Origin of the sequence: Pedobacter cryoconitis, assembly GCF_003259615.1 — a bacterium.
GTDB classification, from domain to species: domain Bacteria; phylum Bacteroidota; class Bacteroidia; order Sphingobacteriales; family Sphingobacteriaceae; genus Pedobacter; species Pedobacter cryoconitis.
Genome location: NZ_QLLR01000002.1, coordinates 280,840 through 304,554, shown reverse-complemented (window position 1 = coordinate 304,554; position 23,715 = coordinate 280,840). Strand labels below are relative to the sequence as shown.

At 39.0% G+C, this 23,715-nt stretch carries 24 protein-coding genes; 9 read left to right on the top strand and 15 right to left on the bottom strand.

Going from position 1 to position 23,715, the window contains the following annotated elements:
* The first annotated feature begins 3 nt into the window (after positions 1 to 3).
* Complete coding sequence (locus LY11_RS04270; RefSeq protein WP_111632490.1) at positions 4 to 528, top strand: GNAT family N-acetyltransferase; 525 nt, start codon at positions 4 to 6, stop codon at positions 526 to 528.
* On the opposite strand, the gene LY11_RS04265 is transcribed toward LY11_RS04270, so the two are convergent.
* Positions 520 to 1,077, bottom strand: a complete 558-nt coding sequence (locus LY11_RS04265) for a peroxiredoxin (RefSeq protein WP_111632489.1) — start codon at positions 1,075 to 1,077, stop codon at positions 520 to 522. The genes LY11_RS04270 and LY11_RS04265 overlap by 9 nt on opposite strands.
* A gap of 5 nt (positions 1,078 to 1,082) precedes the next feature.
* Positions 1,083 to 1,592 (bottom strand): GNAT family N-acetyltransferase, encoded by a 510-nt coding sequence (locus LY11_RS04260; RefSeq protein WP_111632488.1) that lies wholly within the window; start codon positions 1,590 to 1,592, stop codon positions 1,083 to 1,085.
* A 99-nt stretch (positions 1,593 to 1,691) separates the two neighbouring features.
* Here LY11_RS04260 and LY11_RS04255 point away from each other — a divergent pair, with 99 nt between their 5' ends.
* Complete coding sequence (locus LY11_RS04255) at positions 1,692 to 3,125, top strand: aminotransferase-like domain-containing protein (protein ID WP_111632487.1); 1,434 nt, start codon at positions 1,692 to 1,694, stop codon at positions 3,123 to 3,125.
* Between the two features lie 92 nt (positions 3,126 to 3,217).
* Positions 3,218 to 3,460 (top strand): hypothetical protein, encoded by a 243-nt coding sequence (locus tag LY11_RS04250; protein ID WP_111632486.1) that lies wholly within the window; start codon positions 3,218 to 3,220, stop codon positions 3,458 to 3,460.
* Positions 3,461 to 3,509: 49 nt separating this feature from the next.
* Here the strand turns inward: LY11_RS04250 and LY11_RS04245 are convergent, their stop codons facing one another.
* Positions 3,510 to 3,845 carry a winged helix-turn-helix transcriptional regulator gene (locus tag LY11_RS04245; RefSeq protein ID WP_111632485.1) on the bottom strand — a complete coding sequence of 112 codons (336 nt, stop codon included), beginning with the start codon at positions 3,843 to 3,845 and terminating at the stop codon, positions 3,510 to 3,512.
* Positions 3,846 to 3,939: 94 nt separating this feature from the next.
* Between LY11_RS04245 and LY11_RS04240 the strand changes: the two genes are divergently transcribed.
* Positions 3,940 to 4,932, top strand: a complete 993-nt coding sequence (locus tag LY11_RS04240; RefSeq protein ID WP_111632484.1) for a quinone oxidoreductase family protein — start codon at positions 3,940 to 3,942, stop codon at positions 4,930 to 4,932.
* Between the two features lie 285 nt (positions 4,933 to 5,217).
* Complete coding sequence (locus LY11_RS04235) at positions 5,218 to 7,608, top strand: ABC transporter permease (protein WP_111632483.1); 2,391 nt, start codon at positions 5,218 to 5,220, stop codon at positions 7,606 to 7,608.
* 39 nt (positions 7,609 to 7,647) lie between these two features.
* Here the strand turns inward: LY11_RS04235 and LY11_RS04230 are convergent, their stop codons facing one another.
* Positions 7,648 to 9,186 carry an MFS transporter gene (locus LY11_RS04230; RefSeq protein ID WP_111632482.1) on the bottom strand — a complete coding sequence of 513 codons (1,539 nt, stop codon included), beginning with the start codon at positions 9,184 to 9,186 and terminating at the stop codon, positions 7,648 to 7,650.
* Positions 9,187 to 9,272: 86 nt separating this feature from the next.
* Here LY11_RS04230 and LY11_RS04225 point away from each other — a divergent pair, with 86 nt between their 5' ends.
* A complete protein-coding gene (locus LY11_RS04225; RefSeq protein ID WP_111632481.1) occupies positions 9,273 to 10,121 on the top strand; it encodes an AraC family transcriptional regulator in 849 nt (282 codons plus the stop codon).
* A gap of 65 nt (positions 10,122 to 10,186) precedes the next feature.
* Here LY11_RS04225 and wrbA read toward each other — a convergent pair whose 3' ends face one another.
* Entirely contained in the window at positions 10,187 to 11,398 is a 1,212-nt protein-coding gene (gene wrbA, locus LY11_RS04220) for an NAD(P)H:quinone oxidoreductase (protein ID WP_111632480.1), read from the bottom strand.
* Positions 11,399 to 11,486: 88 nt separating this feature from the next.
* Here wrbA and LY11_RS04215 point away from each other — a divergent pair, with 88 nt between their 5' ends.
* On the top strand, positions 11,487 to 12,269 hold the full coding sequence (locus tag LY11_RS04215) for an AraC family transcriptional regulator (RefSeq protein WP_111632479.1): 783 nt from the start codon (positions 11,487 to 11,489) through the stop codon (positions 12,267 to 12,269).
* Here LY11_RS04215 and LY11_RS04210 read toward each other — a convergent pair.
* The 6 genes from LY11_RS04210 to LY11_RS04185 all read right to left on the bottom strand — a co-directional run bounded on the left by LY11_RS04210 (position 12,226) and on the right by LY11_RS04185 (position 17,669).
* Positions 12,226 to 12,609, bottom strand: a complete 384-nt coding sequence (locus LY11_RS04210; RefSeq protein ID WP_111632478.1) for a ribosomal maturation YjgA family protein — start codon at positions 12,607 to 12,609, stop codon at positions 12,226 to 12,228. The genes LY11_RS04215 and LY11_RS04210 overlap by 44 nt on opposite strands.
* Positions 12,610 to 12,668: 59 nt before the next feature.
* On the bottom strand, positions 12,669 to 14,171 hold the full coding sequence (gene creD / locus LY11_RS04205) for a cell envelope integrity protein CreD (RefSeq protein ID WP_111632477.1): 1,503 nt from the start codon (positions 14,169 to 14,171) through the stop codon (positions 12,669 to 12,671).
* Between the two features lie 50 nt (positions 14,172 to 14,221).
* Positions 14,222 to 14,524, bottom strand: a complete 303-nt coding sequence (locus LY11_RS04200) for a winged helix-turn-helix domain-containing protein (protein ID WP_111632476.1) — start codon at positions 14,522 to 14,524, stop codon at positions 14,222 to 14,224.
* Positions 14,524 to 15,141 carry a hypothetical protein gene (locus LY11_RS04195; RefSeq protein WP_111632475.1) on the bottom strand — a complete coding sequence of 206 codons (618 nt, stop codon included), beginning with the start codon at positions 15,139 to 15,141 and terminating at the stop codon, positions 14,524 to 14,526. The genes LY11_RS04200 and LY11_RS04195 overlap by 1 nt, the downstream gene beginning before the upstream one ends.
* 174 nt (positions 15,142 to 15,315) lie before the next feature.
* Entirely contained in the window at positions 15,316 to 16,305 is a 990-nt protein-coding gene (locus tag LY11_RS04190; RefSeq protein WP_111632474.1) for a Kelch repeat-containing protein, read from the bottom strand.
* Positions 16,306 to 16,316: 11 nt separating this feature from the next.
* Entirely contained in the window at positions 16,317 to 17,669 is a 1,353-nt protein-coding gene (locus LY11_RS04185) for a DUF4270 family protein (protein ID WP_111632473.1), read from the bottom strand.
* A gap of 171 nt (positions 17,670 to 17,840) precedes the next feature.
* On the opposite strand from LY11_RS04185, the gene LY11_RS04180 reads away from it, so the two are divergent.
* The gene (locus tag LY11_RS04180) at positions 17,841 to 19,208 is read left to right on the top strand and encodes a sensor histidine kinase (protein WP_170132625.1); all 1,368 of its coding nucleotides are present in this window, start codon (positions 17,841 to 17,843) and stop codon (positions 19,206 to 19,208) included.
* A complete protein-coding gene (locus tag LY11_RS04175; protein WP_111632471.1) occupies positions 19,205 to 19,876 on the top strand; it encodes a response regulator transcription factor in 672 nt (223 codons plus the stop codon). The genes LY11_RS04180 and LY11_RS04175 overlap by 4 nt, the downstream gene beginning before the upstream one ends.
* On the opposite strand, the gene LY11_RS04170 is transcribed toward LY11_RS04175, so the two are convergent.
* From LY11_RS04170 to LY11_RS04155, 4 genes are all read right to left on the bottom strand, one after another.
* Positions 19,873 to 20,814, bottom strand: coding sequence for a nitrilase family protein (locus LY11_RS04170; RefSeq protein ID WP_111632470.1), 942 nt, complete (start codon positions 20,812 to 20,814; stop codon positions 19,873 to 19,875). The two genes, LY11_RS04175 and LY11_RS04170, sit on opposite strands and share 4 nt — an antisense overlap.
* Positions 20,815 to 20,932: 118 nt before the next feature.
* Entirely contained in the window at positions 20,933 to 21,742 is an 810-nt protein-coding gene (locus tag LY11_RS04165) for an AraC family transcriptional regulator (protein ID WP_111632469.1), read from the bottom strand.
* A 64-nt stretch (positions 21,743 to 21,806) separates the two neighbouring features.
* Positions 21,807 to 22,646 carry an alpha/beta hydrolase gene (locus LY11_RS04160; RefSeq protein WP_111632468.1) on the bottom strand — a complete coding sequence of 280 codons (840 nt, stop codon included), beginning with the start codon at positions 22,644 to 22,646 and terminating at the stop codon, positions 21,807 to 21,809.
* A 138-nt stretch (positions 22,647 to 22,784) separates the two neighbouring features.
* Entirely contained in the window at positions 22,785 to 23,621 is an 837-nt protein-coding gene (locus LY11_RS04155; protein ID WP_111632467.1) for a mechanosensitive ion channel family protein, read from the bottom strand.
* Between the last annotated feature and the right edge of the window lie 94 nt (positions 23,622 to 23,715).

The window sequence follows — 23,715 nt, the reverse complement described above, 5'->3', positions numbered from 1 at the left end:
TTTATGGTGCATATATTAGAAACAGATAGATTAATATTAAGGGAATTGGTTACGACCGATGCACCAGACTTTTTTAATTTAAACCTTGATCCTGAAGTTATCCAGTATACTGGTGATCAGGCCTTTGAAAATATAGCAGGAGCTGAAGATTTTCTTAGAAACTACGATCATTATTTGAAATATGGCTTTGGAAGGTGGGCGGTCATTAAAAAGACAAATAATGAATTTTTGGGTTGGTGCGGATTGAAATACACTGAGGAGACAGCGGAGTATGATCTTGGTTTTCGTTTTTTCAGGAAGAATTGGAATACAGGCTATGCAACAGAATCGGCTATTGCTTGTCTGGATTTGGGTTTTAAGAAATCCGGAATAGAAAAAGTTGTTGGCCGGGTGATGAAAGTGAATACCAGGTCCATACACGTACTAGAGAAAATGGGCTTTAGCTTTCTTAAAACAATTGATTTTGCAGGGGAGCCGGGTTTGGTTTATCAAATAGATAAGAGTGGATTTAATCCACTCTTATCTTAAATATGCCAGTACTTCCTCTGCATTTTTATCAGGAGGAAAAACCGGATAAAAATATTTAGTGATTACTCCGTCTTCAAAAATCAGGGTTACCCGTTTCAGAAATTTAAGCTCATCTACCAGGTGAAGCGGTAAGTTTAAAGCCTTCGTAAACTCCAGATTTTCATCACTTAACAAATCAAAAGGAAGATGCAGCCGTTCTTTGGACTCCAGCTGATCTGCAGTTGATTGCGTACTCATTCCATAAACCTGTGTATTCAGTTGTTTCAATTCCTGGTAATGATCCCGGAAGGAACACGCTTGCGGTGTACAACCTCTGGCCCCCGGAATAGCATCCCAGCCTTCAGGAAGCGGAACCTCTGCAGGCCCGGTCATCGGGTAACAATAAATAACCAGCCGGCCTTTAATTGAAGTGAGCTGCACGAGTTCGCCATGAGTACCGCGTAATGCCAGATCAGGGATCATTAATCCTGATAAATGATGACAAGCTCCATCATCCTTGGGAACAGGTAAACCCGGAGGCAGGATTTCTAAATTCGTCTGATCGTTCATTTTGCTTAGTTAAGTGGAATTTCAAATAAACTGAAAGAACCATGTTTATAGTGTGCAGGCAAACTGCTTACATCATCCAGCTGTGTAACACCGAGGTAGTTAAAGCCGCAGCTGATATAGTAATTATTCAATTTATCATTACCACTTCCTGTATCCAATCTGACAAAAGAACGTTGATTGTCCTTTGCAAATTGAGTTGCCCAGGCAACGATATGTTTTACATAAGAATTTCCTCTTAGCAAAGGATTTGTGGCGATACGGTGAATATAAACTGACGGATCTTTGTCTTTTTCTTTCCAGATGGCCGGATCATGATGTGTAATGCAAAAAGTACAGGCCAGTTGTCCATCAACTAAGATCTTAAAATGCCTGTTTTCATCAATTTCTTTCTGAATAAGTGATCTTTCAAACCCTTGCCAGAATAGAAGACCTACTTTTTTCATATGTTCAGTTGCCTGATCGTAAAGGTCGAAGATTGCGTCAATGTCTTTGGTTGTGCTATGTGTAATTTCCATATTAAATTTCTGTCTTTATGAATTGAAACAAAGTTAAGGTAAATACTACTATGAATGCAGATGCAGTTTTGATATATTTGAGCATAGCAGTTGAAGATTATGCAGGATAAATTAGCTCAAAGGGATCATTTGTACCAGCGGATAGCAAATGGATTAGAACAGCAGATTAAAAATAATGTACTGGCCATAGGCGACAAACTTCCTTCGCTCCGTGAGTTTTGTAAAAGGTATGGGACAAGTCAGAGTACTGCGATTAAGGTCTATTACGAACTTGAAAGTAAGGGGCTTATTGAAACCAGGCCAAAATCCGGATACTATATAAGTGGTTCCTTAAAACGAATTCCAGCCCTGCCAAAAATCAGTGAGCCCAGTAGTGAAAGCAGTCAGATCCAGATCGAAGACTTACTGGAAAAAGTATACAATAACGCTGCTCCGATGAGTATTACGCTGGCACATGCGGTTGTTGCCGATGAACTATTGCCTATTGCCAAATTAAACAAGGGGCTTATCCAGGCCATGCGGGAATTAAAAGGAAGCGGTACTGCATATGGGGAAATCCAGGGAAATGAGAAATTAAGAAAGCAAATTGCCAGACATGCCTTTACTATCCCTGATTTAAGTCATGAGAACATTATTACGACCAGTGGCTGCATTAATGCTATTTCTTATGCCATGATGGCGATGAGTAAACCCGGGGATACGATCGCAGTGGAAAGTCCGGTATATTTCGGGGTTTTACAATTGGCCAGAAGCCTGGGGCTGAAAGTGATGGAATTGCCCACTCATCCGCAAACAGGAATTGAAATCGGGGCCTTGAAAAAAGCACTGGAAGGTAATAAGATTAACCTGTGTCTGCTGGTTAGTAATTTTAGTAACCCCTTAGGGAGTTTAATGCCCGATGAACATAAAAAAGAAGTGGTGAGGTTGATCCAAAAGTATAATATCCCTTTGATAGAAGATGATATTTATGGGGATATATATTTTGGGACTAACCGTCCTAATACCTGCAAAACTTATGATGAAAGCGGACTGGTGCTCTGGTGCAGTTCCATTTCAAAGACGCTGGCTCCGGGTTATAGGGTAGGGTGGATCTCACCCGGCAAATTTAAGTCAGAGATTCTCAGGATGAAGCTCTTTCATGCTATTACTTCTACAAATATTACCCAGGAAGTAATTGCAAATTTCCTGGAAACCGGACGTTACGAGCATCATTTACGTAAACTAAGAAATACCTTACATACCAATAGCCTGCAATATATACGGGCTATCAATGATTATTTTCCCGAAGGAACTAAAGTAAGCAGACCACAGGGAGGAATGGTTTTATGGGTAGAGTTTGATCAGAAAATAGATACGATTGAATTGTATGAATTGGCTATAAAAAAAGGAGTTAGCATTGCGCCGGGCAGGCTGTTTACTTTACAAAATCAATTTGCCAATTGTATGCGGTTAAACTTTGGGATGCCATGGAACGATCAACTCGATAAGGGGCTGAAGGATCTGGCAGCTATTGCTACGCAGCTTAGGCTTTAAAAATTATTCTTAATGACAAATCAATGACATCTAAAACATTTTAGTTTACGTTTATACTAGGTAAGGCTGGCTAACCAGGTCTTAATCTGCTTATGAATTTATTTAAAGTGTATTTCTCTGAAGGTAAAGCGCATTCTCCTGAGCCGATGGAGATCAGGAATTTCCATGTAGACCGGATTTGTACAAAAAAAGGAGAGCTGAAATGGTTGATTGTATTTGCTGAAAATATAGAAGAAGCTATTCTAATGGCCGAAAAAGGGTATGAGTCTGTTGGGATCTCGAGGTATAAATCTAAAAATGATCTGAAAGTTCATTTAAGAGATTCAGTCGCTTAAATAGTTGGATCCTTTCCATGCTAATATCTGTTTTCAAGTATCCGGGGTACTAAGTTATGCCCCATTCTTCCAGTGCATCTAATATGGGCAGCAGTGATTTACCTTTTTCAGTAAGTTCGTAATCTACCCTGACAGGTACACCGGGAATTATAGTTCTGGTAATCAATTTTGCATTCTCTAATTCTTTGAGCTGACGTCCCAGTGTCTGATCAGAGATATTGCCTAATACAGCTTTGAGCAAACTGAAGCGATTTGTTTTTTCTCCTATAAATATAATGATCAGCGCTTTCCATCTTCCTGAGATCAAATCCATGGCTTCATTGACTTTACAAGATCTATGCAGAAATTCTTTATTTATTGCATTAGATGAATTCTCTTTTCTCATATGAACTTCTTTTTTTGTGAGTAACTCCCAATTTAGTGAGCATAGTAATCGTTTTAGGGGGTTATTTACCTTTACAAAAATACTTATAACGAAGATGAAAAAGATGAAAACAGTAGTGTTAAAGGAGTTTGGAGAGGTAAATAATTTTGAATTTGAAGAAGTTGACCTGCCAATGATTAAAAGTGACGAAGTGCTGATACGAATCATGGCTACGGCTTTTAATCCGCTTGATTACCAGATGCGAAAAGGTCTTAGGGAAAAAGAACTGATGGCAGGGTGGATATTGGGCGTAGAGTTCTCAGGAATTGTTATCCAGGCAGGACAGGATACGAAAGGTTTCAAAGAAGGTGATGAAGTTATTGCTTGCTCTATACAAAAAGGATCGAATGGTAGCTATGCTGAATTTATGGCACTTTCTTTTCACGAGCTGGTACACAAACCTAAAAATATTGATTTTGGAACAGCAGCGTCCATACCAGTATCAGGAATGACTGCATGGGTATGTTACAACAGGATGAATTGTAAAACGGATGAGTGCATCTTTATTAGTGGAGCTTCGGGAGGGACGGGCCGCTTTCTGATCCTTTTACTTATGCACTACAAAATAACCAATATTGTTGTTACCGCAGGAAATCCTGAAAGTATAGCTATGTTAAAAAGTTTGGGAATTTTGGAGAAAAATATCATAGACTATAATAGTCCGGATTTTGAACAGCGTATACTGAGAGCTAATCAAGGAAAGGAATTTGATCATGTTGTAGATCTTGTTGGCGGAGAAATTTCTGAGACAACAGCGCGCGTTTTAAAAGTAAATGGCAATTACCTGGATGTTACTTTTTTTGGTACTCAGATCACCCGCGAAATTTTATTCGACAAAGCAGCTAATATTCTGAATATTGCAGTGTATTCGGAAGTTTCTGGTAATAAGGTTCTTAAGACGGTCTCAGAGTTAATTGAGGCCGGGAAAATAGATATTCCGAAAGTAAATATCGTTGGTGATTTAAGCGTTGCAACGGTGAGAAAAGCACATGAGCTGATGGAAGCCAACCGGACTCGTGGTCAAAAGCTTGTGATGGTTATTGATTAATAAAAATCCATAAAATAAGGGTACAAACGCGGATACAATCACTGTACTAAGGTTTGTACCCTTATTTTCTAAATTTAAATGAAAAATAGATTTTTTGAGTGATCTGACCAGAAACAGGCTTTAGACCGGATGTAATAATGCTCCTCAGTGTACATTATCGCTCAACCGCTGTTCAAAAACGAACAAAGGAAAATTAAACAAGCACTAAAATGCTTAATAGTATGCTGTTATAAGCAATTTGATCTTTGGCACAACTATTCGCAGAGGATCGCTAAATTAGATGCGATGTTTAGATTGAACCTCAAAATTGCCTGGCGTAACCTTTGGAAAAATAAGAGTTATACTTTAATCAACATTTTCGGGCTGTCAATTGGATTGGCAAGTTGCATCCTCATCTTCATTTTTATTCATTATCAGTTAAGCTTTGACGAAGGGTATAAAAATGAGAGCAGGATTTTCAGGGTAGTAACCAACTGGCAATATCCTGATTACAATGATTTTTCTAAAGGAATACCGGTTCCCCTGATTGCCGCTGCAAGAAATGAACTTGCCGGGATCGAGAAAGCCGGAGCCATTATTAAAAGAGGTGGTATTATTCATGTAAGGGATGAAAGTGGAAAAGACAAGATAAAAACACAACACCCTGTTTACTATATTGAACCAGATTTCTTTGATATTTTTAATATCCCATGGTTATATGGAAATCCTCAAAAGTCTTTAGCTGAGCCTAATACAGTCGTACTGTCAGAAAGTATGGCTAAAAGGCTATTCACTAGTGCAGAAAAGTCTGTTGGCAAAAGTTTAACGTTTGGTAACCAGGCCAATTTGAAAGTAACGGGTGTATTTAAGGATATGCCTGCAAACAGTAGTTTCCCTTTAGATATTGTAATCAGTTATGCTACTTTTAACAGTAAAAAATACATTTACTGGGATGGAATAAATTCAGCTATGGAATGTTATGTGTTATTGAAAGGTGGCGTGACCCTGGCTGATATGGAAAAGCCTTTAGCACAGTTTAACAAGAAATACTATGTTGATACGCATATGGCTGGTCATCAGAACAATTCGCTGCAGCCTTTAAAAGATATTCACTTTGATAGTCGTTATGGCAGTTTTTCGGATGTCTCTATCACCAAAAAAGAAATTTACGGCTTAAGTATTATCGGTGTGTTCCTGATTTTGACAGCGGGAATAAACTTTATTAACCTGGCTACTGCGCAGGCTGTTAACAGGTCAAAAGAGGTAGGGGTGCGCAAGGTTATGGGCAGTCAGCGTAAACAGCTTATCTGGCAGTTCCTCACCGAAACATTGGTGATCACGACTATCGCCATGATTATTGCCTGTGTATGGACAGAACTGGCACTCCCGCATTTACAAAATCTATTTAAAGGAAAGATCATCTTCAGCTTTTTCGGGCAGCCTGTAATTTTTGTATTTATGGTTGGTCTGCTGATCCTGGTGAGCTTCTTAGCCGGTTTTTATCCGGCAATGGTTTTATCTGGGGTTAGTCCGGTATTAGCAATTAAAAATAGGATCAGCATCAGCACAGATCGTTTAAATTTGCGTAAAATGCTGGTGGTCATACAGCTGACTATCACTGTCATACTCCTGATTACTACATTGGTCATTGTAGGCCAAATGGATTATTTACGTAAGAAACCACTAGGTTTTAATGCAAAAGCAATCGCTATGGTCAATATTCCAGGTGATAGTTTAAGCCAGGCTAAGTATAAAACTTTTGAACAGCAGGCATTGGGCATAGCTGGAATTGATAAGATCAGTTTTTGTCAGTCGGCTCCAATGTCTGATAATGTTAACACCAGTGAGTTTAGTTATAATGGAAGAAAAAACACCGATTTTGAGCTTAGAAGCATGAATGTGGATGAAAACTATTTTAAATTGTTTGACTTGAAACTGGTTGAAGGTAAGGTGTTCAAAAACAGTGAAATCACCGCGGGATGTGTGGTTAACGAAACCTTTTTGAAAAAGATGAATATTGCCCGCCCGGAAGACGCTATTGGTAAAATGCTAACGTCCAATGGATATGATATGAAGATTGAGGGTGTAGTCAAAGACTTTAATGATTTATCTCTTAAAGCGGTTATTTCACCTTTGATTCTTTATCCTCAGAAAGGCAATTATTATGCAGTGGCCATTAAAATAAACAGTGAACAACTGATGCCTGTGATGAAGAAAATAGAGGTTTTATGGAACAATACGTTTCCCAATTATATTCACTCTGCCAGTTTTGTCAATGATGATATTAATAGTTATTATGAAAATGAACAGGTTACCGGAGTGCTTTTTAAGGCAGCGGCGGTTGTTATTGTGCTGATCTCTTTTATGGGTTTATTTGGCTTAATTTCTTTTATTGCAGCACAGCGTACGCGTGAGGTGGCAATTAGAAAAGTATTGGGCGCTTCGACAGTAGAAATAATCGGCCTGTTAAATGGTTCATTCCTGGTGATGGTTCTGGTTGCTAATCTCATCGCCTGGCCTTTGGCTTACCTGTTTGCTTCGCATTGGTTAGCCGGGTTCGCTTATCGGGTCAACTTGGATATATGGCCATTTGCATTGGCTTTTATACTTTCTATAACGATCACTTTAGTCACCACAGCTTTTAAGTCTTATAAAGCATCTACAAGAAATCCGGTAGATGCTTTAAAATATGAATAACGAAGGCCAGATTCGATCTCTCAATTTTTAATGAGGTATTTATAAGATTTTTTGTGTCTTGTTCTTCCCAAAGGTGATAAAACTTGCGAGGGATAAAATCCAGACCCCAATACCACTATATAACATGATCCAGTCAACACCATGTACGAGTGCTGCGTGTACAATAGTTCCGGAAGGATCTAAAACAGCTAATTGCGGAAAATCGTGTTTGAGCGTATCAAAACTCCCAGAGGCTATTTTTTCAGCCAGAGAACGTAATGCTAAGCTGTGGGGAGACTGATGTGCTAATACAGTTTCTAAATAAGATGAAATTCCTTCGACAAGAATAAATCCCATCAATGCGATATTAATTGCTAAGGTAATCAGCCTGGCACTCATATCTATGCCAGAAGCCATTCCTGCACGATTGCTTGAAACCGAGCCTGTTGTAGTATTGGTTACAGGTGTATTCGTGAGGCCAAGTCCAATACCTGCCAAGATGGAACCAGGGAGCACTGTTATCCAATCTGGATGCTCTGCCAGGCTTCCATATCTCATGACAATAAATCCCAGACCTATCGTAAACAGTCCTGAAGGAATAACAATACCCGGGCGATACCGAACTGAAAGACGTTCAGCCAGGGGAGGTATAATTAAGGTAGGGAGCGTATAAGCTAACAGAGAAAGGCCTGCAGTTAGCACATCGTAACCCAAACAGCCCTGAAAATAAATAGGCAGATAAATAATGAATGGCCAAAAGCTAAAGTTCATCCCAATAGAACCAAAAACAGCACCCGAAAAATTACGTATCTTAAATACCGAAAAATCGAACATAGGGTGGGCATTGTTTTTTTCAACCCACACAAATAGAATAAAGCTTATTGCAGTGGCAATGAAGATACAGATGGCAATAGTACTGGTAAATCCAGTTTCACCGCCTTGTGTAATAAAATAGGTTAAGCCGAAAACGGCTAAAGATAAAGTGACCATTCCTGAAATATCAAGTCTTTTTGCCAGGGGGTCTTTGGATTCTGCTACATTGCCGTAAACAAGAATTGAAGCAAGAACAGCGATTGGTGTGTGTATCAGGAAAACCCATTTCCAGGATAGTAAACCGACAATACCACTACCTATAATAGGCCCAAAACCTAATCCAAGTCCCAGGATAATACCCCATATCCCAAAGGCTTTACTACGCTCTTTTCCTTCCTGAAACTGGTGTGAAAGAGCAGATACCTGGCAAATCAACATTGCCCCTCCACTTATTCCCTGGAAAAACCGGCTTACAATCAGCACAGCTGTATTTTGCGCCAAACCACAAACCAAAGAAGCAATGCCAAACAAAACCAGGGTAATCAGGAGTATTCGCTTACGGCCATATTTATCGGCCAATGTTCCTGCTGCCATCAGCACTGTTGTACAACCGATCGTGTAACTATTCATTATCCATTGCATATCGTTAAGATTAGCACCTAATACCTTTTCAAGGGTTGGGAGTATGACTGGTACACTGGAAATCTCCAATGAAAACATTAGTGTAGCCATACAAATAGCGATTAATGCAATAGTATTCTTATCCGGATAGTTTTGATTTTTCATTTTCACGTTAATAATATTTAACAAAAATAAACTGAATATAACGTACAGATCGGTACATTTTAATGATAAAAAAGTATTTTTGCCCTATGAAAAGGGAGAATATGCACCAATCCTTCGAAATTGTTTATCGTAAGGTCGATGAATGTCCTGTCAGGGATTTACAGTTTAGCTTTTTCCAGATGGCCTATGTTATTTCCGGAACAGGATTTCTTCATGTAAATGGCAATTGTATAGCTTACCAGGCTGGCAATCTGATGTTAATGACCCCTAATGATTGTCATAACTTTGATATAACTGATACGACAGAATTCTTGTTGGTTAGAATTAATAGCGACTATGTTAAAGAATACAGCTCTAGAAATATAAACTGTATCGAATGTCTATTGTACTATGCTTCGCATTTATCTGGCTGTATTTTAAAGCAAAAAGAGGATGAATTTCTTGTGAAGTCGATAGTTGAATGTCTGCTGCATACTATTAAGCATAGGGATATTTATGAGGAAGATTTAACCGCACATTATGTAAATTCATTAATTGTAATTGCCGTTCGGAATATTTCCAAAATGAAACCATTGGGGATTAAGGCGAATGCAGATAAACGTATATTAGAAATCATCAATCATATACAGTCAAATATTTTTTCACCTCCAAGTTTAAAGGCTTCCTTCATAGCAGATAAATTTGATATATCAGCTACTTATCTGGGAAGCTATTTCAAAAATCAGTGTGGTGAAACTGTTCAGCAATTTATTGCTAATTATAGAATGCGTTTGATAGAACATCGGTTAAAATTCAGCGATAGGAGGATTAATGAAATTGTAAATGAGTTTGGTTTTTCTGATGAAAGCCATTTGAACAAATTTTTCAAGAAACATAGAAATATAAGTTTGACGGGGTTTCGAAAAGCAAAGAACTCAATTGTTAAAGACCAATAATTAAAACGCAAAAAGCCCCCGATGAAAATCGAAGGCTTTTATTCCTGTTTGAAGGAACCTTTTTATTATTCTAACTCAAAAACAGCCTGAATCTCTACTGATGAATTCATGGGCAGGGAAGATGCGCCAACAGTTGCCCTGGTGTGCATTCCTTTTTCTCCAAAAATCTGTACCAAAAGATTAGAAGCTTCATTCATTAAAACTGCATGTTTAGTATAACCAGCTGAAGTGTAAAAATAACCCGTTAATTGTACGGCTTGTTTAACCTGATCCAGATCACCCCCGGCCGCTTCTTTCAAAACTGCCAGTACATTTAACAGCGTCTGCCTTGCAGCTAACTTTGCCTGTTCCTCGGTAACTTCCTTTTCAATTAAACCCGGATGATCTACTTTACCATTATTTAAAGCAATCTGATTAATAAAAACCTGTTTTCCTGAAATTCGGTAGGGCTTGTAATTACCAACAGGCGCAGGTGCTTTTGGCAGAACGATATTTAATTCCTTCAGCCGGGCCGCTATCACACCTGTTCTTTCAATATCTTTTGATACTACAGCAGTCAGACTACCGGTATTTCCTCCTGTCAATTGATAACCTTTTGCAGCTTTGGCCAGTGCATATCCCTGTAATCTGGCAATATGTAATTCTCCTTTTGAAGGCCTTACACTATTTGGAATACCCGCCAGTGAAGAAGCACCAAAAGCTGTATTTCCCTGGGGAATGGCTTTGTCAATTTCACTCGTACCCATAATTCCTGTAGGTACAATCACCATCCCATGAATAGCCAAAGTATTCCAGAAGGAAAGTATAGCTGCTTCTCTTCCGGCCCCGCTGCCCGCAGACATAAATACCGTAGCAGGTTTTCCTTCCAGTTTGCGCGAAGTCCAGATACTCACTGATTGATCCAGGAAATAGCGCATATCAGCACTCATATTTCCAAAATGAACGGCAGATCCTAAAGCTATTGCATCATACTCAGGTAAATCATTTATAGCTGCATAGGGAACAGCTGCAAAAGGGTGCTTTACTTCATTCTCCAGTGGTTTAATTCTTGGAACTTGTTTTAAGACTGCTTTTGCACCTGGAAAATCTTCAATTCCTGCAGCAATTTCCTGAGCCATTTTGTAAGTACCACCATTGACAGTATTAAACAGTACCAGGATCTTTAAAGTTGAATGTTCATCTTTCATTTTGCTTTGTGCTTTTAAAAATGAAGCGCTAAACAGGCAAAATAAAATCAAAAAGCTTGTTTTAAAACGCATTGTATTTATTGAATTCATGTTGTATTTATTAATTGATGACAAAAGTAGGGAAAGCCCGATGTCTTTAAATGTCTATATTTGCCAATAGCATGTTATAATACGACAAATGGAAAGATCAAGATTTTGCCACCTTACAGTTGATAGTGTAGAAAAGGAAGCTTACGTATGGCATGAAGCCGATTGGAAGTTCTCTGACGAGTGGCATTCTCACCATATGGGCCAGCTGATTTTCGTGGAGAAAGGAGTGCAATACCTTCACACGCCTGAAAGAACGTATTTATTGCCAACACACCATTGCGCATGGATACCCCCTGGACTTTTGCATAAAACTTCTGCTCCTGTAAGCCCGGTTTACCTGCGTTGTATTTTCCTGAGTAAAACAGCTGATCATCCTTTTTTTAAAGAGCTCAATATCTTTCATACGCCTAAAGTAGTAAGAGAAATGATCCTTTTTACCGAACAGTGGTCAAGATTGGAAGAAGAAGATCAGCTGGAATTTGATTTCCTGAAAGCACTGATTGGTATACTTCCTCTAACATTTGATACTTCTTTGCCGCTGGTCTTACCTGTTCCTCAAAATCCAAGGATTGCCAGCATGATTGATTATCTGACAGAAAATGTAGCTGAGGATATAAAAATACCTGTTGTAGCCGCTCAGTTTAATCTTTCTGCACGGACTATGGAAAGATTATTTAAACAGGATATTGGAATTACCGTGGCTGGTTATATCAAATTATATAAGATCATTAAAGCGGTCGAATTGTTATCAGTTTCGGGCGAAAACGTGAAAAGTGTAGCTATCAAAGTAGGATATGATAGTGTCTCTACTTTCAGCAATACGTTTTTCAACGTATTGGGCGTGAGGCCTCAGGAAATGATTGTAACATGAAAATAACTGCTGCACCTAAGGTGTAGGCGACCATATCTATCCAGCTGAAATGATTGCCTAAAAGCAAAGGCGCTATTTTTGACTGATCCAGCCCTAAGTGATGGATCAGATTAAAATATTGACTGAGCTCAATCAGGTAAGAAAATACTAATACACTGCTGATTACCCAATGTGAGCGGACGTTTAAAAAGGTTCTGACCAGGCAGAATAAAAAGATGACAATCAGGAAATCGCCTGCATAGGGGCGGATAAACTGGTCGTGTGCGTACAAGGCAATCAGGACTTCTGTGCCAAATAACAGCACCGTAAGCCTGAAGTAATATTTGCTAAAATTAAACATATGGATGGGATTGGAGCTAAGGAAACCCGGATAACCAGGCTTCCTTAATTTTAAAAGGTTTAATATTCTTGTGTTCCTGTTTGCCCGGTTTGTACTGTTGTGGTCTGTCCAGTTTGATTTGTTCTTTCCTGATAATCACCTTGTGATGAATCCGGAACCTCTGCTAAAGGATTTCTGTTCCAGTCTATTTTAGCAGATAAATACATCAGCGCAGCAACAATGATGAATAAACCAACGCTTCCGAACAGTAAGGCCAGATCCTGCAATTGAATGATCACGTATACAAAACCGTAGAAAACAGTCAGAATTCCAACAAATATCAATGCTGGTTTTTTATTCTTCAGCAAGGCAGCGATAAAACTACCAATCAATGAAACCGTGGCAACTGAGGCGATCAGGTAGGCGAGGTTAAAACCAACACGTTCACTAAATGAAAGCAATAACGTGTAGTAAATAATCATTGCCGCACCAATCAGCACATATTGTAAAAGATGTACTTTCCTTTTATTCAGCAGTTCTGTGAAAAACAGGGAAATGAAAGTCAGCATAATAATCAGAATCGAATATTTGCCTGAACGCATTGTTTTTTGGTACTGATCTACGGGCAGAATAAACTGGACACCAAAAGCACCATCCCTTAAAGGTGCCTGAACATTAGTTTCCATTGAAGGATTTTCTTTACTTGCCGCGGTCACTAAAGTTGAATTCTCATTGATCCATTGCTGTGAAAAAGGCCTGTTAAAATAGGGCATTTTCCAGGTTGCTGAAAATGCAGTCGCAGCTACATTACGCTGCTCGGGAAGATAACGACCTGTAAACTTCGGGTTGCCCCAGCTTCCGTCAATTTTCACGGTCGTGCTTTTTCCGATATGCAGGAAACTAAGCTCATTGCTACCTCTTAAATCCAGGTCGAAGCTGAAGTCCAATGCCGTATTTTTGCCGGCACTGAGGTCAGGCTGTATAATCAGGTTATTTGTAAATAAAGAAAGCGTGGTGAAATCCGGTTCAACAGCATAATCTTTACCCGCTAACTTAATGACCGGGTTGTTTTTTAAACCTTTCAAATCACTCAATCCAATATCCACTTTTGCCTTGTCCCATTGAACCATATCTGGATTAATACCAGATTTCCGGAGTTCCATCGCACTGAATTTCCCATTTACACTGATCTTTGAATTGTAAACTACCGCATCAAATATTCCGCGATGCAGTAACTGCGGTTCCGCCTTCCCCGTAATATTTAAAGTTTCAGGCAGGATATAAATATTGGTTAACACTTCTTTGGTGGTCACCTTGCCTGCGCTGTCTTTATGGTTAACTGTAGTTTTATAAGGAATAACTAAAATAGGACCTTCTACCAACTGGCTCCCGGACCATTTATCTGATATTTCATTGTTTACTTCCTGTTGTCTGGCTTGCCTTTCCACAATCAGATTCTGTACCAAGCTCGAAGGAATGAGCAAAAGCAGGGTTAAAATGCCTATAAGGCATAATTTTACGATGACAGATTCTGAGAACCAAGTTCTGAATCCATTGTTCTGTTTTTCTTGTTGATAATTCATAAGCTATTTAAAAGTACTTTGAAATTCAAAGTATAAGGTTAAAAAAAAGGTTATTTCTTTTGTTGTTTAATTAAATTTTCAAGTGCTTCCAGGTGTTTTTTAAACGCAAGGGTACCTTTTGCTGAAGCAGTATATTGTGTATTAGGCTTACGGCCGATAAAACTTTTAGTTACGGTAATATATTCCTCCTTCTCCAAAGCCTTAAGATGGGAGGCAAGATTACCATCTGTTGCATTCAGCAGTTCTTTCAAAGAATTGAAATCATAATAGGCATTGGCAACCAGTACGCTCATAATTTGCAGGCGTAACCGGTTCTCAAAAGCTTTATCGAAAGATTCCAGGGAAATTTTCACTAATTGTATTTAAAGTGCATGATTGAACCATAAAGAATATGCAGGATTCCAAAACCTATTGTCCAGAAGACAATTCCGTAGCCCGGGATTAAAGCTGCAACTAAACCCAGGATGATCTCACTAAACCCAAGCCATTTTACAGCAGACAGGGTATAATGACTTCCGGCAATCAATGCAAGACCATAAAAGATCAGGCAGGCTGAGGAAATAATTCCGTATTCACCACGGATCAGCAGGATCAGAATGAACAACCCGCCGGTTACCAGGGGAATGGTCATATTCACGAGCAAACGTTTACTAACCGGATTCCAGAAATTTTCTCCCTTTTTACGTGCCTGGCGGATCGTCAGCCAAATCCCTGTAACTAAAGAAAGTACCAAAACGCCAGCAGCAATACTAGTCAATTGCCATAAAATCTGTGATTCACTGATATAACTGTCCCTATATTGCAAAACTCCGTGCGCATTATAAACTATTTTATAGCCTATAAACGCACCAATTAGTGAATATATTCCTGCCATAATCCCTGATAAACCACTTAGGGAGATAAATTTGGAAGAACGTTCCATCAGGTTACGGATGGAACTCAGCTCTGAATAAATATCTTTTTCTTGCATTTTAAAAGAACTTTGAGATACAAAGTAAAACATAAAGATTTAATCCTGCAAGAATTATTTGTGAATACCTGCATTTTAATAGATATAACCGTTTGAATGAAATCAATATTACATTATTAACCGGCCATCAAGCTTAATTGCGGCCGGTTAATAATGAATTAAACAATGATTTGATTATTTGTTAGGCGTAAATATCCAGAGGTCATCGAAATAACTTCCATTTTTACCAATGGTTACGTAGCCTTTATTACCAATCTCAAAACCGATTGCTCCCTCACGTGCAACTCCTCCAAAATCCTGGTGTTGTTTCCAAAGATCTATCCCCGGATCGTAAGCCCAGGTTGTTCCGGTTATACCGCTGGTTATTCCCCCTGTTAAATAAGCCTTGTTGCCAATGGTAAAAGTCACAGCAGATCTGCGGCTCAAGTCATAATGATAATCCTTATTGCTCTCATTCTGAGCATCCCTGAAAATATCATTCTTTTGTGTCCAGGTATCATTGGCTGTGTTGTAACTCCATAGATCCCGTAAATTGGCCCCGTTATTTGATCCACTGCCGATATAGGTTAGTTCTCCAAGCGTAAAAATGAAAGCATAGGCTCTTTTTGTACCTGGCAAACTCGTTATTTGCGTCCAGCTGTCTGCGGTAGGATTGTAACTGTAGAAATCTTTCAGGTCACCATTGATGGATGTACCAGAGCCTACATAACCCTTACCGCTACCTGAAAAGGCAACTGCACCATATCTCGCATCACCCGGGAAATCAGCAATCTTTTTCCATTGTTTGGTTTCCGGTGTGAACTGGTAGAAATCTTTGAAAGAATTCGTACCATCCGTACCTGTCCCTATATAACCTTTTCCAGCTACACTGAAACCAACTGCGTAATTTCTGGCATCACCGGGAAAGTCAACCTCACCAATTTTAAACCAGTTCGTGAGTTTAGGATCATACATCCAAACGTCTTTCAATCGCTTCTCTCCGTTAAATCCTCCGACTATATAAATTTTCTCATCTATAATAAAACTCGCTGCCGCACTGCGGGGAGGGCCTTCAAAGTCAGATCCTTTTACCCATTCCTTAGGTTCATCATCTTTGTCTTTTTTACAGCTCCCAAATAATAGGATGGTCAGCATAAGGGAAGCAGTTAATAATTTTTTAATCATTGTTTTAGAATTTAATATTTAGTGTATGTAATAATAAGCTTGATAGATATGGCTGTTTCACTGGTAGAGAACTGCCCTCTGTTTACTGTGCCCAATAGCTGGTCTGCCGGAACACTGAGCATCAAAGAGGTATTCTTATAAGTTCCTTTTTTCAATTCATCAGCATACTGTGTAAGCAGGAACCTGTATTTTCCTGGTGAGCCTATATCATTACCTTTTTCAAATGCCGCCTGCTGATCCCCTTCCTTATAATTATTTGGCAAGATAGCCTTGGGCACATTTGCTGAATTAGCGACCCAGAGCTGGAGCGGTGTTGGTGCTTTGAAAATTGAATAATAGGTAGGCTTAGTTTCGATTTGCAACTCTATTTTATTAATTACTTTTTTGCTCTCATTCATGAAATTTACCAGCGTTGGAAACTTAAGTTTAGTCACTAAACCAGTACCTCCCTGTAAAAAAAGTTGCTGACCTGTATGTTCTGAACTGATTTCCCGGTTGGTACGGCTCAGTGCTTTAAGCTTGGTCTGGCTTCTGTCGGTATCAAAATGATTGAATTGATAGTCTGTAGATTTTCCTGTAAAAGTTACCTTACCTTTTTTTGAAAATCCTGATCCATCGATATAATTGTAACCTACATATAGCTTAACCTGATCTGCTTTAAACCCGGTGATACTGCCAGCTTGTATGGTTTTGAAGGCTACTCCTTTGAAATATTTAATAAATTCCCCTTCACTGGCGAAGCGTGGATCTTTTTTATCCATTAAGTCCAGAAATTCCTTTCCCAGGGTTTCATTCAGGGTAATAATTACGCTATCTCCGCTGACAGGCTTGGATTGAAAATCCAGATTTCCGATTGGTGCGGGCTCATATTTGAATGTTGTTGTACTATATAAAGCCTGTCCTTTTACATAAACCGGCACTTCTTCACTTTCTACCGGTCCGGGAACTTTACGTAAAATCATGTCTTCTGTAAGCCGGTGAACAGTAAGTTTCTGTGGGGCGAGGGTGTCTCCTGAAGTATATTTATTATACTTTAATACAATAGTAAAAGCGTCGAAAGTTGCATTTTTCGGAATAACGGCATCACTTAACGCGGGCGGGATAAACTGTATATAGGAAGACGCTGTTAATTTTCCAAAATCTTTATCGTCTGTTTGGCCAATCAGCAGGACTGTTTGATTTGAAGTAGGTACGGAATCCAGCAGAAAGGTGGAAGCCTTTACTGTAACAGTATCGACCGTTTCTACATGGAGCTCACCCTGATCTCCCGGGCTGATGTTCTGCCCCTTTTTGCAAGCAGCAAGAAGAAAGGGGAGACAAAGCAGCAGGCAGATTAACCTGGTAATAGTAACAGTATTTCTCATATTTTAACTAAAATTATTTGGTCAAATATGAGCTGGAATAGTGTTAATGAAAGTTACAATATGTTAAAATACGTTAAGTGATACGATTACTTAACAGATGAAAATTACATTTGCTGGCATGAGCAACGCAAAAGGAATATGACCAACCGAATTAAATATATCTTAGGCTTCATGACATTTTGTATCCTTGGGGTAATCGTAACACAAGGGGTTTGGTTGTATAAAGATTATACTTATTATAGTGGACAACCACTTTTTTCCACAGACTTTGATGTATTTCTACCTGCTGATGCCCCTTCAGTAAATCTGAATACAAAATCTATTATTGCTTATTCAACCACCGTAGACAGATCTGCAAGCCAGGATTTTGCCCGTACAACTGCAAGATTGCCAACTATTGTCGCTTATCCGGCAAGTATAGCAATGAAGGTAGTACCAAGATATTATCCGAAAAATGACAGCATGAGGGCGTTAGTGCCTGCGATTGCAGTTACAGCGCGAAGAACAACAAGTGCTGATCTGGGGACAGCGCATAAAACAGCACCTGCTAAGCTGCAAAGGGTACACCGAACAATACCCGCTAATCTTCAAACAGCCCACAGAATAACACCTGATAATTTGCAAACATTACCCCGGGCCACTACTGTTGAACTTCAAAGAGCAGATGGAAATTATGAAGTTACAGAAAATGGTAAAGCAGAAGTTTTCCAGGCAATTCCTTATAAAGCACCTTTATTACATGTATTGCAAAAGATGAAATGGCAATTTGGAGCCTCCATTTTACTGATCCTGTTTACCACTTCTTGTTTTATTTATATGCTGATCACCATTTTTATGCAAAGAAAATTATCAGTTGTAAAAAATGATATGATCAATAATATGACCCATGAGTTGAAAACACCGCTTTCAACGGTGTCTGTTGCCATTGAAGCCATGCGGAACTATGAGGTACTTGAAGATAAAGATAAGACCAGCTTGTATTTAAATGTTTCAAAAAATGAATTAGATCATCTTTCCAGGCTGATAGAAATGATTCTGGAACTTTCAGTTTTTGAACATCATAAAATGGTCTTGTTTAAAGAACCGATACATGTGAATCATTTGATAGAAGAAATTATTGCAAAATATGCCCTGGTGGATGACCAGGCTACGATAGAGTTATATGCTGATAACTTCCCGGAAATTCTTGCTGATCCTGTTCATCTTGGAAATGCGCTGAGAAATCTCATTGATAATGCGATTAAATACTCTTTAAACAAGCCAAAGATAACCATCAGAAGTTACCTGACTAAAAAAGGGTGGGCACTGACTGTGAGTGACTGCGGGATTGGAATTCCTGAGGTCTATCAGAAAAGTGTTTTTGATCAGTTTTTCCGGGTTCCTGATAAAAGATTGCAGCGTATTAAAGGATTTGGCTTGGGACTGGCTTATGTTAAACAAGTTGCAGAAAAACATCAGGGGACGATTTCACTCTATAGCCAGGAAGGCAGTGGCTGCGTTTTTACTATTTTAATCCCTGTTAAACCCTTAAAAACATGACCGATATATTATTCGTGGAAGATGAAACAGATCTGGCTCAGATTGTTTCAGACTGTTTGCAATTTAAAGGGTATGGGGTCACTCATTACACCAACGGCGCAGATGCCTTTTTGTATTTTAAAAAGTCCAGACCAGATATTGTAGTCTTAGATGTGATGGTTCCTGAACTGGATGGCTTTGATCTTGCCCGTAAAATCAGGGAAATAGACGAGCAGATCCCTATCATATTTGTCACTGCCCGGGTTCAAACGGCCGATGTGCTAAAAGGTTTTGATATTGGTGGCAGTGATTATATGAAAAAACCTTATAGCATTGAGGAATTGATTGTAAGAATGGAAGTGCAGTTAAAGCGCCTTGAAAAAAACAGTTCGAACGTATATGCTATCGGAGCTTATCAATTTGATGCGGTATACAGTAAACTTACGATCAATGGTAAAGAAAAAAAAATATCCTACCGGGAATCAGAACTCTTAAGGATGTTAGTAGATCATCAGACACAAATTGTAAAAAGAGCCGACATCCTCTCTGAATTGTGGGAATACGAAAGCTTTTTTACCGGAAGAAGCCTGGATGTTTTTATTTCCAGGCTTCGCTCTTATCTTAAATCAGACCCTAATATAGAAATAGTCAATATCAGAGGGGTGGGGTATATGCTGGTTATTCACTAAAGCCAGGCTACTTTTTGCTCGGATTGATGCGGGCCTCCGATAATATCTTTATAAAGCTCAGGTCTTCTGGCCTGGATATAACGATGCCCCCCTGCTTGTATCAATTTTTCAGGGGTAAGCATCGCTATTACATAATCATCACCTAAAGTTTTGCATTCGGTAAGAACATCGCCAAAAGGATCAATAATCATGGAACATCCATTTTTCAACTGGTCATCATCCATTCCGATCGGATTAGAGAACACCGTATAAATTGCATTGTCATAAGCTCTGGCTGGCAGCCATTTCATCAGCCAGTCGCGGCCTTTCATTCCTTCAAATTCAAGGCGCAGCGAGGTAGGATCAGTTTCTCTATTGGCCCAGAGTGCCGGATCTACGAATCCAGCACCGGGTCTGGTCGAAGGTGTACACATGGTTACATGCGGCATAAAAATAATATCTGCACCCAAAAGCCTGGTCGCTCTTACGTTTTCAATGATGTTGTTGTCATAGCAAATTAAAATTCCGCATTTCCAGCCATAAAGCTCAAAAACGCAGTATTCATCGCCCGGGGTAAGGAAAGGATTTATAAAAGGATGCAATTTTCTGAATTTTGCAACCAGGCCATTTTTATCTACACAGACATAGGCTTTAAATAAATTATCTGCTTCATCTTTCTCAAAAAGACCAGCCAGTACAGCAATATTATATTTAGCTGCGATTGAGGTAAGCGCTAAAATACTTTCTCCTGAAGGAATAAGCTCTGCAAGTTCAAGCATTTGTGCTTTAGAAAGATTTCTGGCAAAAGTATAACCAGTGATTGAACATTCATGGAAAGCAATGACTTGTGCGCCATCTTTTGAAGCCTTCCCGGCCAGGTCATCTATAATCGAAAGGTTGTATTGCTTATCTCCGCTTTTATGCTCAAATTGTGCTGTAGCAATTTTAAGGTTTTCCATCTTTATCTGTTTTAAACAAAGATAGATTGCGGGAATTTCGAAAAAATGTACAAATCCGACAACAGATTAATCAGCTGGGTTACTCAGATTGATCAAGTTACTAACGCATTAAACGCATTTAGTAACTCAGAAAATTGATAGCCAGCGGATCAGCGATATTGCTATATTGACGAGGGGTTAATCCGGTATGTTTTTTGAATTCACGGATCAGATGCGGCTGATCGTAATACCCGGCTTCATAGCCTATTGCAGTAAAATTTTCCTGAACTGATTTATCCCGGAGCTGTTTCAGAAATACATGCAGTTTAACAATCGTGCTGAACTTTTTTGGACTGAGCCCGATATTGGCTATAAAAGCCCTCTCTAGTTTTCTTTCATGATACCCTGTGAAATCCACCAATTTACTGACCGGCATTAAGCCCTTGTTTTGAGTGATAAAATTGAGTGAGGCCAGGATTAATGACTGATCTGTATGCTGTCTGCCGGCAATCATTTTCCTGAAAAAGTCTTCGGCCAAAGTAATTTTACTGGTGATCGCAGTGCTGTCCGACAACTTTTCATAAAGTTCGGCCCCCTTAATCCCAAAGAGGTCTTCTGTTTTTATACGCTGATCTTTGAGCTCCTGAGAGGGAACCCCCAGCAGCTGACTCAGCCCATGAGGATGAAAAACAACAATCATTAAAGAAGTTTCTCCCTTGCAATATAAATCCTGATAAGCATCGAGCTGTCCATATAGGAAGGAATCCGGAAGCTCCACAGGAATATCTGATCCGTTAAAATGCGAAATCAATGGATGCTTAAAAGAGAAAACCATTCCTGTATTTCCGTCAGAAAACAAACGCAGCTTCTTCACCTCTTCACTTTGGGTAGTTAAAAAGAGATAATGCTTAATTATCGCTGATAAATCTATGGAAGGGGATACCTGCATTTAGTGGCTTGTTGCTGTATTTATTAACGTAAAGCAGCAGGTCATTGTTATCGCTGACCTGGTTTTATTTCTTAGCATTCAATACTTCAAATGCTTTATACGTACTATTATGCAAAATGGTTAAGTGGTTTTCTGCTGGCATTGGGTTAAAGGTAACCTGGAAATTCTGATTTGCCGATTTTTTTAAGACTGCTGCAAGGCTGGCTGCATCATTTTCCATCACTTTACCTTCTGTACCTACAGAAAGATATACTTTGATATTTTTAGCTGAGGCTGATTTTAACAGGCCGGGTGCTTTTGCAAGCAGGGATTCATTATCCCACCATAAACTTGGGCTGATGATGACATAATTATTGAAAAGTTCAGGTTTTTTCAGCAATACCTCAGTAGCAAATAAACCGCCTAATGACTGGCCAATAATGGTTTTTGACGCATTGGTTCTGTATTTCTGCTGAATGTAGGGCTGTAAATCCTTCTCTACAAAAGTCATGAATTTTTCTGATTTTCCTGTCGTTGGGAAATCTTTTAAATCCTGCTGAACAGTAGTAGGGAAAGTGAAATCTCTTTTTCTGTCAATATTTGCGATACCCACAACAATTGATTTAGGCATGGTCTGTATCATGGTGCAATATTGAACAAGACCTGCTATATGGATAAAATCTTCATTGGCAGATCCATCTAAAAGATAAATAACCGGGTAAGTGGTTTTTGTATCCTGGTCATAATCTTCAGGTAAATAGATGTTTAATATTCTTTTTTCTGTTAATTCAGCAGATTGAATTTCATCAGTTATCCCTAATGAAAAGGGTTTGGTTGAAGTCTGTATGCTGGTGGTTTTATCCTGGCTTCTGGAAACGCTGCCGAACAAGGCAACAAATAATAAAAGGAAAGTTAAATGCTTCATCGCGTAAAGCTACTACTTTTAAATACGATTAAAAAAACTGGATGCCGGAGTATTCAGGAGAAAAACCGTGTTCCTGCTCGTCTTTTGCAGGAACACGGTTTTTGTTTTTCGGATTTGTTCGTGTGCTTGTAAGCAGGGCTAACCCGGTAAATCCGAACTGGCGGGAATAATATGTATCTCCCGCTGCGGATAAGGGATGCCAATATTATTTTGATCCAGTGCTTCTTTAAGTAATTGAAAATTACGGTGATAAGTTGGCCAGAAATCTCCATTCGCAGACCACGACCTGATCGTCAGGTTGACTGCATTATCTCCCAGGGAAGACACTAAAACAACCGGAGCCGGATCTTTCAAAATCAGCTGATCATTAGTCAGTACATTCAGGATAACTTTTCTCGCGGTATCTATATTAGCATCGTAAGAAATCCCGATACTGTACTCCTGCATCCGGTTTATATTGTCAGAAACATTGTTGATGACTGCATTGGCCAGCGGGCCATTTGGTGCATAAACTGTAGTTCCGTTTCCCGCCTTTAAAGTGGTATAAAGAATGTCAATTTTAAGTACTGTCCCATTTACGTTGTTACTGGATGAAATAAAGTGGCCTACTTTAAAAGGTTTGAACAACAGGATCAATACCCCGCCTGCAAAATTAGAAAGACTTCCCTGAAGCGCCAGACCTACAGCCAGACCAGAAGCAGCTAAAATTGCTACAAAAGAAGAAGTCTCAATGCCTAAAGTGGAGGCAACGGTTACCAATAAAAGAATGTAAAGCACAACTTTTAAAATACTGATCAAAAAGTTGGAAAGTGAAAGATCTATTTTTCCTTTATTCAGGTGATTATTCAAAAATCTGACTAAGAATTTGATTAACCAGAATCCTATTAATAAAGTGATCAGCGCCAGTAATAGTGTAGGGAGTTTGCTGATAAATGTATCAAGCAAACGTTCTAAATTGAGTTCTATTCTATTCATATGTTGTTTTTTATAGCTGTAAAGCCATTGTTGCAGATTGTTTTAAATTTAACATTTATGATGCCATGTTTTTTCCACATCCTAATAAATTCCT

What these genes read in the sequence shown, in the direction of transcription:
- LY11_RS04175 (WP_111632471.1), top strand. Translation starts at nt 19,205, where the DNA reads ATGACCGATATATTATTCGTGGAAGATGAAACAGATCTGGCTCAGATT.
- LY11_RS04265 (WP_111632489.1), bottom strand. Translation starts at nt 1,077, where the DNA reads ATGAACGATCAGACGAATTTAGAAATCCTGCCTCCGGGTTTACCTGTT.
- creD (WP_111632477.1), bottom strand. Translation starts at nt 14,171, where the DNA reads ATGAATTATCAACAAGAAAAACAGAACAATGGATTCAGAACTTGGTTC.
- wrbA (WP_111632480.1), bottom strand. Translation starts at nt 11,398, where the DNA reads ATGAATTCAATAAATACAATGCGTTTTAAAACAAGCTTTTTGATTTTA.
- LY11_RS04195 (WP_111632475.1), bottom strand. Translation starts at nt 15,141, where the DNA reads ATGCAAGAAAAAGATATTTATTCAGAGCTGAGTTCCATCCGTAACCTG.
- LY11_RS04165 (WP_111632469.1), bottom strand. Translation starts at nt 21,742, where the DNA reads ATGCAGGTATCCCCTTCCATAGATTTATCAGCGATAATTAAGCATTAT.
- LY11_RS04160 (WP_111632468.1), bottom strand. Translation starts at nt 22,646, where the DNA reads ATGAAGCATTTAACTTTCCTTTTATTATTTGTTGCCTTGTTCGGCAGC.
- LY11_RS04210 (WP_111632478.1), bottom strand. Translation starts at nt 12,609, where the DNA reads ATGTTTAATTTTAGCAAATATTACTTCAGGCTTACGGTGCTGTTATTT.
- LY11_RS04230 (WP_111632482.1), bottom strand. Translation starts at nt 9,186, where the DNA reads ATGAAAAATCAAAACTATCCGGATAAGAATACTATTGCATTAATCGCT.
- LY11_RS04235 (WP_111632483.1), top strand. Translation starts at nt 5,218, where the DNA reads ATGTTTAGATTGAACCTCAAAATTGCCTGGCGTAACCTTTGGAAAAAT.
- LY11_RS04270 (WP_111632490.1), top strand. Translation starts at nt 4, where the DNA reads ATGGTGCATATATTAGAAACAGATAGATTAATATTAAGGGAATTGGTT.
- LY11_RS04190 (WP_111632474.1), bottom strand. Translation starts at nt 16,305, where the DNA reads ATGATTAAAAAATTATTAACTGCTTCCCTTATGCTGACCATCCTATTA.
- LY11_RS04225 (WP_111632481.1), top strand. Translation starts at nt 9,273, where the DNA reads ATGAAAAGGGAGAATATGCACCAATCCTTCGAAATTGTTTATCGTAAG.
- LY11_RS04245 (WP_111632485.1), bottom strand. Translation starts at nt 3,845, where the DNA reads ATGAGAAAAGAGAATTCATCTAATGCAATAAATAAAGAATTTCTGCAT.
- LY11_RS04185 (WP_111632473.1), bottom strand. Translation starts at nt 17,669, where the DNA reads ATGAGAAATACTGTTACTATTACCAGGTTAATCTGCCTGCTGCTTTGT.
- LY11_RS04170 (WP_111632470.1), bottom strand. Translation starts at nt 20,814, where the DNA reads ATGGAAAACCTTAAAATTGCTACAGCACAATTTGAGCATAAAAGCGGA.
- LY11_RS04215 (WP_111632479.1), top strand. Translation starts at nt 11,487, where the DNA reads ATGGAAAGATCAAGATTTTGCCACCTTACAGTTGATAGTGTAGAAAAG.
- LY11_RS04260 (WP_111632488.1), bottom strand. Translation starts at nt 1,592, where the DNA reads ATGGAAATTACACATAGCACAACCAAAGACATTGACGCAATCTTCGAC.
- LY11_RS04155 (WP_111632467.1), bottom strand. Translation starts at nt 23,621, where the DNA reads ATGAATAGAATAGAACTCAATTTAGAACGTTTGCTTGATACATTTATC.
- LY11_RS04180 (WP_170132625.1), top strand. Translation starts at nt 17,841, where the DNA reads ATGACATTTTGTATCCTTGGGGTAATCGTAACACAAGGGGTTTGGTTG.
- LY11_RS04255 (WP_111632487.1), top strand. Translation starts at nt 1,692, where the DNA reads ATGCAGGATAAATTAGCTCAAAGGGATCATTTGTACCAGCGGATAGCA.
- LY11_RS04240 (WP_111632484.1), top strand. Translation starts at nt 3,940, where the DNA reads ATGAAAAAGATGAAAACAGTAGTGTTAAAGGAGTTTGGAGAGGTAAAT.
- LY11_RS04250 (WP_111632486.1), top strand. Translation starts at nt 3,218, where the DNA reads ATGAATTTATTTAAAGTGTATTTCTCTGAAGGTAAAGCGCATTCTCCT.